This window comes from Streptomyces sp. NPDC004051, from assembly GCF_053604275.1.
In genome coordinates, this window is record NZ_JBSGHG010000018.1 from 38420 (window position 1) to 53490 (window position 15071).

Here is a 15071-nt window from a genome sequence, read left to right on the forward strand (position 1 = left end):
CCACCCCGAAAGGCAGGATCGGACCACCGTGACGGCGCAGCACCCCTCCCCGTTGCCCCGCTTCAGCGGCCATGCGGCCCCCTACGGCGGCGGTGACCCGTACGCGGACTACCGCACCGCCGCCTTCCCCTTCGACGGCCTCACCGATCTCGCCGACCGTGGGCTCGGCGCCGGTGTCGTCGCCGCCAACGACGAGTTCTTCGCCCAGCGCGAGAACCTGCTGCTGCCCGAGCGCCCCCTGTTCGACCCGGAGAGCTTCGGGCACAAGGGCAAGATCATGGACGGCTGGGAGACCCGGCGCCGCCGCGGCCCCTCCGCCGAGCAGCCCTGGCCGGCGGCCGAGGACCACGACTGGGCGCTGATCCGCCTCGGCGTGCCCGGAGTCGTCCGCGGCATCGTCGTCGACACCGCCCACTTCCGCGGCAACCACCCCCGGGCCGTGTCGGTCGAGGGCGCCTCGGTGCCCGGCTCCCCGGCACCGGAGGAACTGCTCTCGGACGGGGTGACGTGGACGACGCTGGTGCCGCGCACCCCGGTGGGCGGCCACGCCGCCAACGGCTTCGCCGTCCCGGTCGAGCGGCGCCTCACCCACCTGCGGCTGTCCCAGTACCCGGACGGCGGCATCGCGCGCCTGCGCGTGTACGGCGACGTGGTGCCGGACCCGGGGTGGCTGGAGGCCCTGGGCACCTTCGACGTCGTCGCCCTGGAGAACGGCGGCCGGGTCGAGGACGCGTCCGACCGCTTCTACTCACCGGCCGCGAACACCATCCGGCCCGGCCGCTCCCGCGCGATGGACGACGGCTGGGAGACCCGGCGCCGCCGGGACCGGGGCCACGACTGGATCCGCTACCGGCTCACCGGCCAGGCGCTGATCCGCGCCCTCGAGATCGACACGGCGTACCTGAAGGGCAACAGCGCCGGCTGGGCCTCGGTGTCGGTACGGGACGCCGAGGGCGGCGCGGCCGACGGCTGGCGGGAGATCCTGCCCCGTACCCGCCTCCAGCCCGACACCGACCACCGCTTCGTCCTCCCCGCCCCGGCGATCGGTACGCACGCGCGCGTGGACGTCTTCCCCGACGGCGGCATCTCCCGGCTGCGCCTGTTCGGCTCGCTGACCGAACGGGGCTCGGCCGCCCTGGCCGCCCTGGCCGCCCGCCACCGGGAACCGGAAGGCTGACAGCCGAGCCCCGCCGAGCCCGCCGGGGCAGCACGTCATGCCGCGTGGCCGCCGTCCACCGCGAACTCCGCACCGGTGACGCAGGCGGCGACGGCCAGGTGGGCGATGGCGGTGGCCACCTCGTCGGCGGTGCCGAAGCGGACCACGGCGGTCATCGCCGCCCGACCGGGGGCGTGCGGGCCGTCCGCCGGGTTCAGGTCGGTGTCCATCGGCCCCGGGAGGCGCCGGCGGCCGACGGACATCGACGTCGGGGCCGCCTTTGGCGCCGGCCGCTCTGCCCGGAGAACGTCTGGGAGTCCCGAGGCGCCGTGACATCACTCGCCGGGCAGGGCGAGCAGCCGTTCGATCGTGCGCAGGACGCCGTCCTCGTTGTTGGACGGGGCGACGTGGCGGGCGCGGGCCAGGACCTCGGGGTGGGCGTTGGCCATGGCGAAGGACCACTCGGCGGCGTCGAGCATCTCCAGGTCGTTGAGGTAGTCGCCGAACACCAGCGTCTGGGCCGGGGTGATGCCCAGCTCCCGCTGGACGCGGCGCAGGGCGGCGCCCTTGTGGGCGGTCCGGTTCATCACGTCGACCCAGTGCTCGCTGGAGACGACGACCTGATGGGTGGAGGTGAACTCGGACAGGGCCGGTGCGACGGTGCGGGCCGCGGGGGCGAAACCGAATATCGCGATCTTGTTGATCTCGTCGTCGACGGCGGTGGCGTCCGCGACGTTCCGGTGGGCGACGTAGTACTGCTCGACCTTGGCGAGGAAGGCCGCGTCGGTGCGCTCGGTGTAGGCGTGGCGCTTGCCGCAGACGACGACGCCGACGTCCGTGCCGTCGTCCGCGAGCCGGCGCACCGTCCTGACGAGCCGGGCGGCGACGGCGGGGTCCAGCGGGTCGGAGGCCAGCTCGACGCCGTCGCGGACCACCTGGGTGCCGTTCTCCGCGATGAAGACCATGCCGTCGTCGAAGCCCTCGAACAGGCGGGCGAGGGTGGCGTACTGGCGGCCGCTCGCCGGACTGAACAGCACCCCGCGCTCGCGCAGCCGCGCCACCGTCCGGCGCAGCCGCCGCGGCGGATTCCCGGCGTCGTCCAGGAGGGTGCCGTCCATGTCGGTGACGACGAGCCTGATGTCGACCGGCGCACCGGGCAGGTGGGGGAGGGCGGCGGACGCGGTGGGCGCGGTCATGGACGGGTCCTGTTCTGCATCTTCGGGGACGGTTCCGGCGGGGCCGTGCACCCATTCTAGTAAGGACCCTTGCCCAACCCGTCGGCACGCTCAGGGGCCCCCGGCCTCAGCCGAAGGGCGAGGCCGGCCCGCCCGCGATCTCCATCAGCCGTACCGCCCTGCGCTCCCGCCGGGACACCTCGCACGCCTCCGCGACGCGCAGCGCCTGCAGGGCCTCGCGCCCGTCGCAGGGGTTGGCCCGCTCACCCCGCACCACCTCGACGAACGCGATCAGCTCCGCCTCGTACGCGGGCCCGAAGCGCTCCACGAAACCGGTCCACGGCTTGTCCGCGGCCGGCGGCCCGGTCGGCTCGGTGGACGCGATCGGCGTGCGCTCGTCGAGCCCGACCACGATCTGGTCCAGCTCCCCGGCCAGCTCCATGCGCACGTCGTAGCCCGCCCCGTTCATCCGCGTCGCGGTGAGGGCGGCGAGCGTGCCGTCGTCGAGGGTGAGCAGCGCCGCGCCGGTGTCCACGTCGCCCGCCTCGCGGAACATGGCCGGACCGGCGTCGGAGCCGGTGGCGCAGACCTCCACGACCTCCCGGCCGGTCACCCAGCGCACGAGGTCGAAGTCGTGGATCAGGGTGTCCCGGTACAGCCCGCCGGACTGCGGCAGATACGCGGCCGGCGGCGGTTCCGGGTCGCTGCTCATGGCCCGTACGGTGTGCAGCCGGCCCAGCCGTCCCGAGCGCACCGCCTCGCGCGCGCCCAGGTAGCCCGGGTCGAACCGGCGCTGGAAACCCATCTGGAGCACGGTCCCGGCCGCCTCGACCTCCGTGACCGCCTGTAACGTCCCGGCCAGGTCCAGGGCGATGGGCTTCTCGCAGAACACCGGCAGCCCCGAGCGGGCCGCCCGGCCGATGAGTTCGGCGTGGGCGGACGTGGCCGTCGTGATCACCAGGGCGTCCACCCCCCAGGTGTAGATCTCGTCCACCCCGGGCGCCGCCGTCTCGCCGAGCCGCTGGGCGAGTGCCTGGGCCCGGGCCGGTTCCGCGTCCGTGAGGATCAGGGAACCGACGTCGCGGTGCCTGCTGAGTGTGTGGGCGTGAATGGTGCCGATGCGGCCCGTACCGATGACCCCGATGCGCATGGGAACAACCTGGGGCCCGCGCCCCTCCCTGTCAATCCACATGTCCGGACAACCGAACTACACGACTTCCCGTCAACCACGCGTGGGACTACGCTCGGCCCGTGCCGAAACCAGGAGTGGACCCGACCGTGCAGCTGGAGCTGAGCGTGGACCGCGGCTCCCCCGTACCGCTGTACTTCCAGCTCGCCCAGCAGTTGGAGGCCGCCATCGAGCACGGCAGGCTGACCCCGGGGAGCCTGCTGGGCAACGAGATCGAACTCGCCGGCCGGCTCGGCCTGTCCCGGCCGACGGTCCGTCAGGCCATCCAGTCCCTCGTCGACAAGGGACTGCTGGTGCGGCGGCGGGGAGTGGGCACCCAGGTGGTGCACAGCCAGGTCAAGCGCCCCCTGGAACTCAGCAGCCTCTACGACGACCTGGAGGCGGCGGGCCAGCGCCCGGCCACGAAGGTCCTGGTCAACACGGTCGTCCCCGCGTCCGCCGAGATCGCCGCGGCCCTCGGTGTGGCCGAGGCGGGCGAGGTGCACCGGATCGAGCGGCTGCGGCTCGCGCACGGCGAACCGATCGCGTACCTGTGCAACTACCTGCCGCCCGGGCTGCTCGACCTGGACACCGGGCAGTTGGAGGCCACCGGCCTGTACCGGCTGATGCGGGCCGCCGGAATCACCCTGCACAGCGCCCGCCAGACCATCGGCGCCCGCGCCGCCGGCGCCGTCGAGGCCGAGCGGCTCGGTGAGGAGACGGGCGCCCCGCTGCTCACCATGGAGCGCGTCACCTTCGACGACACCGGACGCGCCGTGGAGTTCGGCACCCACACCTACCGGCCCGGCCGCTACTCGTTCGAGTTCCAGCTGCTGGTGCGGCCGTGAAGCCGGTGCGAGCCGGCGGGAACGTCGCGGTGAACGCCGGGTGACGTGAGCCGATCTTCCTCATATTGTCCGGACAATGTGACCGGATGTGGGTCCGGGGGTGCGGATCGGGGTGCAGGTCCGGGGTGCGGATCGGGGCGCGGAGGAGGGCGTTGATCCGGGCCCGAGGCCGCCGGTGGGCGACCGGAGACCGCCGCGATCGCCCCGGGAACGGCAGGCGTCACGCGATGCCATTGCTCCCGAGTACGTCCCCCCGGGTCACCGTGAGGCAGAATCGGCGGCAATGAGCACCTACCGCGACCTCACACTGCCCAGGACGCTGAGTTCCGCTCGGGCGGGCGCAGCCCCCGTCGGCTCCCGCCGTACACCCGTGCTCCGCACGGTCGGTACCAGGGAACGCCGCTCCCACCTGTCGGCACCGCGCGTACCGACCGTCGGCATCGACATCGGCGGCACGAAAGTGATGGCGGGCGTCGTCGACGCCGACGGCAACATCCTGGAGCGGCTCCGCACCGAGACCCCGGACAAGTCGAAGAGCCCGAGAGTCGTCGAGGACACCATCGTCGAACTGGTGCTGGACCTGTCCGACCGGCACGACGTGCACGCGGTCGGCATCGGCGCGGCCGGCTGGGTCGACGCCGACCGCAACCACGTGCTGTTCGCCCCGCACCTGTCCTGGCGCAACGAACCGCTGCGCGACCGGCTCGCCGGCCGCCTCGCCGTCCCCGTCCTGGTCGACAACGACGCCAACTCCGCCGCCTGGGCCGAGTGGCGCTTCGGCGCCGGGCGCGACGAGGACCACCTCGTGATGATCACGTTGGGCACCGGCATCGGCGGCGCGATCCTCGAGGACGGCCAGGTCAAGCGCGGCAAGTACGGCGTCGCCGGCGAGTTCGGCCACATGCAGGTCGTCCCCGGCGGCCACCGCTGTCCCTGCGGCAACCGCGGCTGCTGGGAGCAGTACAGCTCCGGCAACGCACTGGTCCGGGAGGCGCGCGAACTGGCCGCCGCCGACTCGCCGGTCGCCTACGGGATCATCGAGCACGTCAAAGGGAACATCGCCGAGATCAGCGGCCCGATGATCACCGAGCTGGCCCGTGAGGGCGACGCCATGTGCATCGAGCTCCTCCAGGACATCGGCCAGTGGCTCGGCGTCGGCATCGCCAACCTCGCCGCCGCCCTCGACCCCTCCTGCTTCGTCATCGGCGGCGGGGTCTCGGCCGCCGACGACCTGCTGATCGGCCCCGCGCGGGACGCCTTCAAGCGCCACCTCACCGGCCGCGGCTACCGCCCCGAGGCCCGTATCGTCCGCGCCCAGCTCGGCCCCGAGGCCGGCATGGTGGGCGCCGCCGACCTCGCCCGCCTGGTCGCCCGCCGCTTCCGCCGCGCCAAGCGCCGCCGGGTCGAACGGTACGAGCGCTACGAGCGGTACGCGGAGGCCCGCAGGACCCCCCAGGAGACGCCGTGACGGCTGCTCCGCAGACCCGCCTCCCCGGCGGACCCCGGCCGCCCGAGGACCGCCGGCACATGATCCGCCGCAGGGCGCTCACCCTGCTGATCATCGTGCTGCTCATCGGCGTCCCGGCCGGGTACCTGGTGATCTCCGCGAACCAGAGCCGCGCGAGCGGCAAGGACAAGGAGGCGAGGTACTCGGCCAACAGCCTGACCCAGGGCTGGCCGACGAAGCTGCAGCGCCGCCTCTACCAGGTGCCGGTCCCGCACCCCGCCTGGTGGGTGGCGTCCTACGAGACCAACAACTGGAAGACCAGCCGCCTCTACGTCGAGTTCGAGACCACCGACGCCGGCCTGAGCGCGTTCCTCACCAGCATGGGGGTGCAGCAGGACGAACTGAAGCGGGACGAGATCACCATCAGCGACCGTGACCAGGAGGTCACCGGCTGGAAGTTCGACCGCCCCGGTCTGTGGTACGGGTTCGTCAACGAGCAGAAGGACCCCGCGCCGACCCACGACGTCGTCGTCAACCACGGCAAGCCGGGCTTTCCCAAGGTGTACGTCGTCTCCCGGACGGTGCCCTGACCCCGCGCAGCTCCCTCGCCCCCGCTCGCCCCGGCCGCCCGGTCAGGGCGCCGGGACCGATTGTCAGTGCCCGTCCGTAGAGTCGGGGACGGCTGATGTGACCAGGCGGGCGGAGCGGACGGGAACGGGCGGGAGGTGACGGGACGGATGAGTGAGGGGACGACCGTGACGGCCGAGCGGCGCACGGCCGGGGCGGGGAACGCAGAGAGCGCTGAGACCACGGTGAGCACGGGGGCGACGGAGCCGGCGGAGATCTCCGTCGGGCTCGCCGCGGTGTTCCTGCCCGCACCCCTTCCGCGCGACGGACGGATCGCCTTCTACGACCCCGAGAGCGACCCCGTCGAGCCCGCGGGGCCCGTCGGGCCCATCGACCTCACGGGCCCCGTGGATCCCGTGGACCCGACCGCTCCCGCGCCGGAGCCCGCCCCGCGTACCCGGCTCACCGTCATCCGCCCGCACGGTGCCGGGGTGCGGCGGCGGACGGTCGGCGCCCACTTCCTGTCCCTCGACGACGCCCTGCCCCTGCTGGTCCGCGCCCGGCACGATCCCGCCGCCCACCCCGCCACCGCCTGCTGGGGCGCCGCCGCCCTGCACGCGCTGCGGCTCACCGCCCGCGGCCGGCTGCTGCCCGGCCTGACGCCCACCGGGCACGACGCCTGGCGGGCCGGCCCGCTCGACCCCGACGACGTGGCGCATCTGCGCGCGGTGGCCGCGGCCCTGCCGTTCGAGGGGCACGCGGTCCCGCTCCCCGGCTCCGGCCCGCTGCGGCTGCCGGAGCCGGAAGCACTCGTCCGCGCCTTCCTCGACGCGGTCGCGGACACCCTGCCCCGCACCCCCGCCGCGCCGTACGCCTCGGGGCTGCCGTTCGCCGCACGGAAGGCCCAGCGGCTGCCCGGAGCCCACGACTGGGCCGCCGAGGTCGCCGCCGGAATGGACGCCGGGGTGCGCGTCTCGCTCCGTCTCGACCTCTCGGCGTACGACGTGTTCGACGCGTCCGACGGCGCCGACCGGAGCGCGGCCGGCGACGGCGCGCGCGGGGCCGGTGCGGCGGTCGTCCAGGTGCACAGCCTCGCCGACCCCACCCTCGTCGCCGACGCGGCGGCCCTGTGGGCGGGCACGGCGGACAGCGCGTTCGGCCCCCGCGCGCGGGTGGACGCGGCCCTCGCCGTCCGCCGGGCGGCCCGTGTCTGGGCCCCGCTGGACCGGCTCTCCGACCAGGACGTACCCGACGTGCTGGCCCTGTCGGAGGACGAGGTCAACGACCTGCTCGGCGTGGCCGCGACCCGACTCGCGGCGGCCGGTGTCGCCGTGCACTGGCCCAGGGACCTCGCCCAGGACCTGACCGCGACGGCGGTGGTCCGGCCGGCCCCCGGTTCGGCGACCGACGGGAGCGGCTTCTTCGAGAGCGGGGACCTGCTGCGGTTCGGCTGGCAGCTCGCGCTCGGCGGCGACCCGCTCACCGAGGCCGAGATGGACGCCCTGGCCGAGGCCCACCGCCCGGTCGTCCGGCTGCGCGACCAGTGGGTGCTGGTCGACCCCGCCCTCGTCCGCAAGGCCCGCACACGGGAGCTGGGCCTGCTCGACCCCGTCGACGCGCTGTCCATCGCCCTCACCGGCACCGCGGAGGCCGACGGCGAGACCGTCGAGGCGGTCCCGGTCGGCGCCCTGGCGGTGCTCCGCGACCGCCTCACCGCCGGAGTGCGGCCCGCCGACCCGCCGCCCGGACTCGACGCCACCCTGCGCGACTACCAGCTGCGCGGCCTGGCCTGGCTCGACCTCATGACCTCCCTCGGCCTCGGCGGCTGCCTCGCCGACGACATGGGCCTGGGCAAGACGATCACCCTCATCGCACTGCATCTGAAGCGGGCCCGTACCGAACCGACGCTGGTCGTCTGCCCGGCCTCCCTGCTCGGCAACTGGCAGCGGGAGATCACCCGGTTCGCGCCCGGCGTCCCCGTGCGCCGCTTCCACGGCCCGGACCGCACCCTGGACGACCTGGCCGGAGGCTTCGTCCTCACCACCTACGGCACCATGCGCTCGGCCGCCCCGACACTGGCCGCACAGCGCTGGGGCATGGTCGTCGCCGACGAGGCCCAGCACGTCAAGAACCCGCACTCGGCCACGGCCAGGGCCCTGCGCACCATCCCGGCCCCGGCGCGCGTGGCGCTCACCGGCACCCCCGTCGAGAACAACCTCTCCGAGCTGTGGGCCCTCCTCGACTGGACGACCCCCGGGCTCCTCGGCCCGCTCACGTCCTTCCGCGCCCGGCACGCCCGCGCGGTGGAGAGCGGCGAGGACGAGCAGGCCGCCGAGCGCCTCTCCCGCCTGGTGCGGCCCTTCCTCCTGCGGCGCCGGAAGTCCGACCCGGGCATCGTCCCCGAACTGCCGCCGAAGACCGAGACGGACCACCCCGTCCCGCTCACCCGTGAACAGGCCGCGCTCTACGAGGCGGTGGTGCGCGAGTCGATGCTCGCCATCGAGACCGCCGAGGGCATGGGCCGCCGCGGTCTGGTGCTGAAGCTGCTGACCGCGCTCAAACAGATCTGCGACCACCCGGCGCTCTACCTCAAGGACGAGCACGCACGCGTCGGCGGCGACCGCCTGGCGGCCCGCTCGGGCAAACTGGCCCTGCTGGACGAACTGCTGGACACCCTGCTCGCCGAGGACGGGTCGGCCCTGGTCTTCACGCAGTACGTCGGCATGGCCCGGCTGATCACCGAGCATCTGACCGGGCGCGCGGTTCCGGTCGAACTCCTCCACGGAGGTACGCCGGTACCGGAGCGGGAGCGCATGGTGGACCGCTTCCAGAGCGGCGCGACCCCCGTCCTGGTCCTCTCCCTGAAGGCGGCCGGCACCGGTCTGAACCTCACCCGCGCGGGCCATGTCGTCCACTTCGACCGCTGGTGGAACCCGGCGGTCGAGGAGCAGGCCACCGACCGCGCCTACCGCATCGGCCAGACCCAGCCGGTCCAGGTCCACCGCCTCATCACCGAGGGCACGATCGAGGACCGCATCGCCGAGATGCTGGAGGCCAAGCGGGCCCTCGCCGACGCGATCCTCGGCTCCGGCGAGTCGGCGCTCACGGAACTCTCCGACCGCGAACTGTCCGACCTGGTCTCCCTGCGGAGGACGTCATGACGCCCCGCCCGTCCGACCGGGCGCGGGAGGCCCTGCGAGCGGCCCGCCGACGCGCGAACGCCGAGCCCGCGGACATCGAACCCGCGGACACCGGCATCCCGGACCGGCACCCCGCGCCCGCCCCCGCCCCCGAGCCGGGGCCGGACAACGGGGGGCGGGGGCAGGCCGCGGACCGGGAGCAGCGCCCGGGTGACGTGGCCCGCGACGCCCTGCGCAGGGCGGTGCTCGCCCGACGCACGGCGGGAACGGGAGGCCCCGAAGCGGCCGGGCCCGCGGACGCGGCCGGGGAAAGGGACACGGAGACAGAGGAGGACGGCGAGGGCGACGAGGGCGCGGACGCCACCGCACCGTCGGCAGCCGCAGTCGCAGCCTCCCGGAACCGGCCGACCGCGCCCGACCGGCCGATCACGCCGGAGCCGTCGGAGCGGTCCGGCCGGCGTCCCGGTGACATCGCGCGGGAGGCCCTGCGTTCGGCCCGGGAGGAAGCGCTGCGCGCACGCACGGAGACCGCTGACGGGGAGACGGCCGACCGGGAGACCGGCGACCGGGAGACCGCCGTGCGGCGCGCCGGACACCGCGTCGAGCGCACCCCGTCGGGTACCGCTTCCCGGGTCCCGCGCACCACCCGGGGCGATCGTGCCGAGAACGCCCGGACGGGGGAGCGGGCGGCGGGCGGAGGAGCGCACCAGGTACGGGAACTGCTCGCCGGCGCCCTGCCCCCGCCCCCCGGCGTGGACGAACCGGCCCCGAAGCCCGACGGGACCCGCCACGAACCCCCGGCGCCCCTGCCGTCCCAGGCGTCCTCCACCCCGCCGTCGCACACCCCCCGCTCCATGGCCGCCCCCGCCCGCGACGGCGAACTCCGCCGCACCTTCCCCGCGTTCCCGCCCGGCGCCTCGGCCGGCCCGGGGTTCGCCGAGACCTGGTGGGGCAACGCGTGGGTCACGGCGCTGGAGGAGGGCGCGCTGGACGCCGCGCGGCTGGCACGCGGACGCCGGTACGCGGAGCGGGGGCACGTCGACGCCGTCACCGTCACCCCCGGGCTCGTCCTCGCCTACGTCCAGGGCAGCCGCCCCCGCCCGTACCGGGTGCAGGTGCGGCTGCGCACGTTCGGGGACGCCGACTGGGAGCGCTTCCTGGACACCGCTGCCGAACGGCCCGGCGACATCGCGGCCCTGCTGGAAAAAGAGCTGCCCCAGTCCCTCGCCGACTGCGGGGCCCCGCTGCTCCCCAGCCCCGGGGACCTCGAGCCGCGGTGCAGCTGCCCCGACTCCGGGCACCCCTGCAAGCACGCCGCCGCCCTCTGCTACCAGACCGCCCGGCTGCTCGACGCCGACCCGTTCGTGCTGCTCCTGCTGCGCGGCCGGGGCGAACGCCAGGTGATCGACGCCCTGTCCCGGCGCAGCGCCGCCCGCGCGGCCCGAGACGCCCGCGCCACCCAGGACGGGGAACAGGACTCCCTCCCCGGGGTGCGGGCCAGCGAGGCCGTCGCCCCCCGCAGCCTCCCACCGCTTCCGGCACCCCTGCCCCCGCCCCCGCACCCCGAGCAGCCGCCCGTGTACCCCGCGTCCCCCGGCGGCCCGGACCCGTTCGCGCTCGACCAGCTCGCCACCGACGCCGCCGCCCGCGCCCACACCCTGCTCACCACCGGCCGCGACCCCGTCGGCCGGCTCACCCTGTGGCAGGACGCGGTACGGCTGGCCGCCGCCCGCCCCGGCTCCGGGCTCACCGGGGCCACCCGCGCGCTGTACTCCTCGCTCGCCCGGGCGGCCGGCCGCACCCCGGCCGCCCTGGCGCGCGCGGTCGCCGCGTGGCGCCAGGGCGGCCCGACGGGACTCGAGGTCCTGGAGGAGCCCTGGGATCCGCCGGCCGGCCGCTTCGACCGCGCCCGTCCCCTGCTCCTCGCCGCCGACCTGCCCGCCTTCCGTCCCTGGCGCAATCACCTCACCCACCCCCGCGGCCACGTCCAGCTCCGCCTCGGCCGGGACCACCTCTGGTACGCGTACGAGTCCGAACCGGGCCACGAGGACTGGTGGCCCCGCGGTACCCCCGCCCCGGACCCCGTCGCCGCCCTGACCGTCCTGACCTCCCTGGAGGCCCTGGACGCTCTGGACAGCCCGCACACCCTGTGATCGGCCCCGCTTCCGACGCCGTCACCGTGCGCGGCCGGGCCGTCGCCCAAACGGTATGCGCCAAAGTCTCCGGGGGCGGCGGCGAGACCACTCCACCGGCCCGTCGCCTCGGTCGCTTCACCGGACCGCCGGTGCCGTGCGGCGATGCCACCGCTCGGTGGGCATCACCACACGCGCACAACTCCTTCGCGGCGGGTGCGCTTTCGGTCGGCGGGCGGAGGGGAGGCCCCCGACGGGGGAGACGGTCGCCGGGGCGCGTGCCTAGCCTCCCGGCTCATGAGATCACCACTGAGACGCCTCGGGCCCGCCGCCGTTCTCGCCTTCGTCCTCGCCCTGTTCGGCATGGCACCCCAGGCGACCGCGGCCGGACCCGCGCCCGCCGAGCTGACGTTCACCACCGACACCGCCACCACCACGCCCGGCGGCACGGTCCAGCTGTCGATGACCCTCACCAACAACAGGACGTACGACATCTGGTTCGTGTACCAGACGATCGACCCCACCTGGCTCACCACCCAGCGCCCCGACCTGAAGTACGACTTCACCGGGTGCGTCCTGGCCACCGCGGACGGCAGCACCCCCTGTGCGGGGACCGGGCCGGCCGACCTCGGCGCCAACTACGGCACCACCGTCCCGCCCGGGCAGAGCCGGACCGTCACGCTGACCCTGCGGATCGCGCCCGACTCCGGCTGCAACGGCAACATCGGCTTCTACTCGTACTACTACGCCGAGTTCAGCGACACCGGCAACGCCGGCGGCGGTCCGGTGTACACGCCCGAGACGCGGGTGCTCTGCGCCTGACGGGTCTGACGGGTCTGACGGACCCGGCGGGTTCGTCAGGCCTCTGAGGGGCGGCCGGTTCCCGACGTCGTCGACCGCAGCCGGTCCGGGGCCGCACCGGCCGAGAGGCCCGGACCTCCGGCAGTCCCACCGGCGGGCCGCTTCGGCCCGCCGGTGCTCCGTTCCCGTCTTCGACCTGCTCGGGTCTTCCACGCGCCCGCTCCGGCCTCCCGCGTCCCGAAGCGCCGCACCGGTCGCTGCCGGACCGCCGACACCCCGATGGTCACCTGCGCTTTTCCGTCAGTTTCCGCAACTAGCCCACGAGAAACGCACAAAGCCATCACTATGTGACACGACGGATGTGTCGACGACTGGCTTCTGAGGGGGATGCCGGCGTCGCGCGCGGGGGTGCGTCGGCTCCGGCGGAGCGGTGTCCACCCCTGTCCGTGGGAGGGGAATACACCGCATGAAGCGGATCACACGCACCGCCGTGCTCATGGTGGGCGCACTCATCGCTGCCCTGGGCGTACCGAGCGCGGCCGCGCACGCCGCCGACGGCTTACCCCGCGTCGACCTGCGCGTCCTGGTCGTCAGAGACGGGGGCCCGGCCGTGGACGCGATCGCGGCCGAACTGAGGACCGCCGGCACGCCGTACACCGAAGTGGACCTCACCCGGTCCGACCGCCCCGTCATCGACGCCGGCTTCCTCGCCGACACCGTGGACGGGCGACCACGCGCCAAGTACCAGGCGGTGGTCCTGCCCAACGACAACCCGTTCCCGGCGAACTCGCCCGAGATGACGGCGCTCGCCGCCTACGAACGCACCCACGACATCCCGCAGGTCGACGCCTACACCTACGCGCGCCCGGAGGCGGGCCTGGAGTACCCGGTCGGCGACGGCTACGCCGGCAGCATCGACGGGGTACGGGCCGAGGTGACCGACGCGGGCCGGGCAGGCCCCTTCGGCTACCTGGACGGCCAGGTCCCCTTCGAGGACAACTCGCCCACCGTGGGTGAGAGTTACGCCTACCTGTCGACCCCCGTGGCCGGTGCGGACTTCACCCCGTACGTCGAGGCCGCGATCCCGGGCGGGACCGGGCGGGGTTCGCTGGTGGGGGAGTACCGGCACGACGGCCGGCGGGAACTCGTCGTCACCTTCGTCTACAACCAGTACCAGCAGCAGTTCGGACTGCTGGCCCGGGGCATCGTGGACTGGATGACCGGCGGCGTGCACCTGGGCGCCTCCAGGAACTACTTCGCCGTGCACGTCGACGACGTCCTCGCCGCCGACGACCGCTGGGACACGGAGCTGAACTGCACCCCCGGCGACGTCGACTGCCCGGAGGGCGAGGGCACGCCCGACCCGATCCGGATGCTCCCGGCCGACGTGGACCACGCCACCTCCTGGCAGCGCGAGCAGGACTTCACCCTCGACCTCGCCTACAACGGCGCCGGCAGCGTCGACCAGCGCCAGGGCAACGGCGGAGCCGACCCCCTGGCGGACAGGCTGATCGCCGAGCGGGACCGGTTCCGCTGGATCAACCACACCTACACGCACGCCTTCCTCGGCTGCGAACAGGACACCTCAGTGGTGCCGTGGCGGTGCGCCACCCACGCCGACGGCAGCACCAAGTGGGTCAGCCGCACGACCGTCTCCGACGAGATCGCCACCAACCGCGTCTGGGGAGAGACCGTCGGACTGCCCCTGCACGACGACGAGTTGGTGACCGGCGAACACTCCGGACTCAAGGTGCTGCCGCAGCAGCCCGAGGACAACCCGAACCTGGCCCCCGCCCTCGCCGACAACGGCATCACCTGGCTCGCCTCGGACAACTCCCGCGATCCCGTGCAGCGCAGGATCGGGCCGGCCACGACCGTCTCGCGCTACCCGATGAACGTCTTCTTCAACGCCGGGCGGACGGCCGAGCAGGTCGACGAGTACAACTGGATCTACACCAGCCGTGCCCAGGGCGGGAGCGGCATCTGCGAGGACAACCCGGCCACCACGACGTGCCTGCCGGCTCCGCTGGACATCGCGACGGGGTACACCGAGTACATCGTCCCCCTGGAGACCCGGATCGCGCTCGGCCACGTCCTCGCCAACGACCCCAAGCCGCACTTCATCCACCAGTCCAACCTGGCCGAGGACCGCATCGCCTACCCGGTCCTGGACGGCGTGCTCGACGGCTACGGGGCCCTGTTCGCCGACGACACCCCCGTGGTGAACCTGCGGATGAAGGACATAGGCGTCGAACTCCAGCGCCGTGCCGCCTGGGCCGACGCCCTGCGGGAAGGCCAGGTCACCGCCTACCGCATCGGCGGCACGGTGACCGTCGAGGCGCCGGACGGCACGGCCGTCACCGCCACCGCGCCCACCGGGACCACCCTCGCGGGAGATGCGTTCGGCGAGGCCTACGCGGGCCGGGTGTCCGGCTGGACGCAGACGGCGGGCCAGACCTCCCTCTCCTTCACCCTGCCGGCGTCCGCCACGGACGGCGCAGCCACGGACGGTACCGCCGCCGACGGCGACGGAGCGGCCCCGGACGCGGAGGCCCCGGCCGTCGAGCCGGCCCCGGACACCCGGGTTCCCGCCGGCGTGAGGGACCACGTCCCGTACACCGCGCGGAGCTGAACGGC

General features: G+C 74.4%; 10 protein-coding genes and 1 pseudogene. 8 read left to right on the top strand and 3 right to left on the bottom strand.

Going from position 1 to position 15071, the window contains the following annotated elements; genetic code table 11:
* Positions 1 to 28: 28 nt before the first annotated feature.
* Positions 29 to 1177 (top strand): allantoicase, encoded by a 1149-nt coding sequence (gene alc / locus ACWEQO_RS19795; protein WP_452984634.1) that lies wholly within the window; start codon positions 29 to 31, stop codon positions 1175 to 1177.
* A 35-nt stretch (positions 1178 to 1212) separates the two neighbouring features.
* On the opposite strand, the pseudogene ACWEQO_RS19800 reads toward alc, so the two are convergent.
* The 3 genes and pseudogenes from ACWEQO_RS19800 to ACWEQO_RS19810 all read right to left on the bottom strand — a co-directional run.
* Positions 1213 to 1395: pseudogene (locus ACWEQO_RS19800) on the bottom strand (oxidoreductase); the annotation flags it as partial.
* Positions 1396 to 1491: 96 nt separating this feature from the next.
* Positions 1492 to 2352 carry a Cof-type HAD-IIB family hydrolase gene (locus ACWEQO_RS19805; protein ID WP_361455707.1) on the bottom strand — a complete coding sequence of 287 codons (861 nt, stop codon included), beginning with the start codon at positions 2350 to 2352 and terminating at the stop codon, positions 1492 to 1494.
* A gap of 106 nt (positions 2353 to 2458) precedes the next feature.
* On the bottom strand, positions 2459 to 3481 hold the full coding sequence (locus tag ACWEQO_RS19810; protein ID WP_361455710.1) for a Gfo/Idh/MocA family protein: 1023 nt from the start codon (positions 3479 to 3481) through the stop codon (positions 2459 to 2461).
* A 128-nt stretch (positions 3482 to 3609) separates the two neighbouring features.
* Between ACWEQO_RS19810 and ACWEQO_RS19815 the strand changes: the two genes are divergently transcribed.
* The 7 genes from ACWEQO_RS19815 (at position 3610) to ACWEQO_RS19845 (ending at position 15066) form a co-directional block, all read left to right on the top strand.
* Positions 3610 to 4347: a GntR family transcriptional regulator gene (locus tag ACWEQO_RS19815; RefSeq protein ID WP_452984695.1), complete on the top strand. Its 738-nt coding sequence runs from the start codon at positions 3610 to 3612 to the stop codon at positions 4345 to 4347.
* Positions 4348 to 4630: 283 nt separating this feature from the next.
* Positions 4631 to 5815 carry an ROK family glucokinase gene (locus ACWEQO_RS19820; RefSeq protein ID WP_452984635.1) on the top strand — a complete coding sequence of 395 codons (1185 nt, stop codon included), beginning with the start codon at positions 4631 to 4633 and terminating at the stop codon, positions 5813 to 5815.
* 59 nt (positions 5816 to 5874) lie between these two features.
* Positions 5875 to 6384, top strand: coding sequence for a sugar kinase (locus ACWEQO_RS19825; RefSeq protein WP_452984696.1), 510 nt, complete (start codon positions 5875 to 5877; stop codon positions 6382 to 6384).
* A 147-nt stretch (positions 6385 to 6531) separates the two neighbouring features.
* Entirely contained in the window at positions 6532 to 9522 is a 2991-nt protein-coding gene (locus ACWEQO_RS19830) for a DEAD/DEAH box helicase (protein WP_452984636.1), read from the top strand.
* The gene (locus ACWEQO_RS19835; RefSeq protein WP_452984637.1) at positions 9519 to 11654 is read left to right on the top strand and encodes an SWIM zinc finger family protein; all 2136 of its coding nucleotides are present in this window, start codon (positions 9519 to 9521) and stop codon (positions 11652 to 11654) included. Before ACWEQO_RS19830 ends, ACWEQO_RS19835 begins: the two co-directional genes overlap by 4 nt.
* A 276-nt stretch (positions 11655 to 11930) precedes the next feature.
* Positions 11931 to 12455: a hypothetical protein gene (locus tag ACWEQO_RS19840; protein WP_452984638.1), complete on the top strand. Its 525-nt coding sequence runs from the start codon at positions 11931 to 11933 to the stop codon at positions 12453 to 12455.
* 445 nt (positions 12456 to 12900) lie between these two features.
* Positions 12901 to 15066, top strand: coding sequence for a hypothetical protein (locus tag ACWEQO_RS19845; RefSeq protein ID WP_452984639.1), 2166 nt, complete (start codon positions 12901 to 12903; stop codon positions 15064 to 15066).
* Positions 15067 to 15071 lie beyond the last annotated feature (5 nt).

What these genes read in the sequence shown, in the direction of transcription:
- ACWEQO_RS19805 (WP_361455707.1), bottom strand. Translation starts at nt 2,352, where the DNA reads ATGACCGCGCCCACCGCGTCCGCCGCCCTCCCCCACCTGCCCGGTGCG.
- ACWEQO_RS19830 (WP_452984636.1), top strand. Translation starts at nt 6,532, where the DNA reads ATGAGTGAGGGGACGACCGTGACGGCCGAGCGGCGCACGGCCGGGGCG.
- ACWEQO_RS19845 (WP_452984639.1), top strand. Translation starts at nt 12,901, where the DNA reads ATGAAGCGGATCACACGCACCGCCGTGCTCATGGTGGGCGCACTCATC.
- ACWEQO_RS19810 (WP_361455710.1), bottom strand. Translation starts at nt 3,481, where the DNA reads ATGCGCATCGGGGTCATCGGTACGGGCCGCATCGGCACCATTCACGCC.
- ACWEQO_RS19835 (WP_452984637.1), top strand. Translation starts at nt 9,519, where the DNA reads ATGACGCCCCGCCCGTCCGACCGGGCGCGGGAGGCCCTGCGAGCGGCC.
- ACWEQO_RS19825 (WP_452984696.1), top strand. Translation starts at nt 5,875, where the DNA reads ATGATCCGCCGCAGGGCGCTCACCCTGCTGATCATCGTGCTGCTCATC.
- ACWEQO_RS19840 (WP_452984638.1), top strand. Translation starts at nt 11,931, where the DNA reads ATGAGATCACCACTGAGACGCCTCGGGCCCGCCGCCGTTCTCGCCTTC.
- ACWEQO_RS19820 (WP_452984635.1), top strand. Translation starts at nt 4,631, where the DNA reads ATGAGCACCTACCGCGACCTCACACTGCCCAGGACGCTGAGTTCCGCT.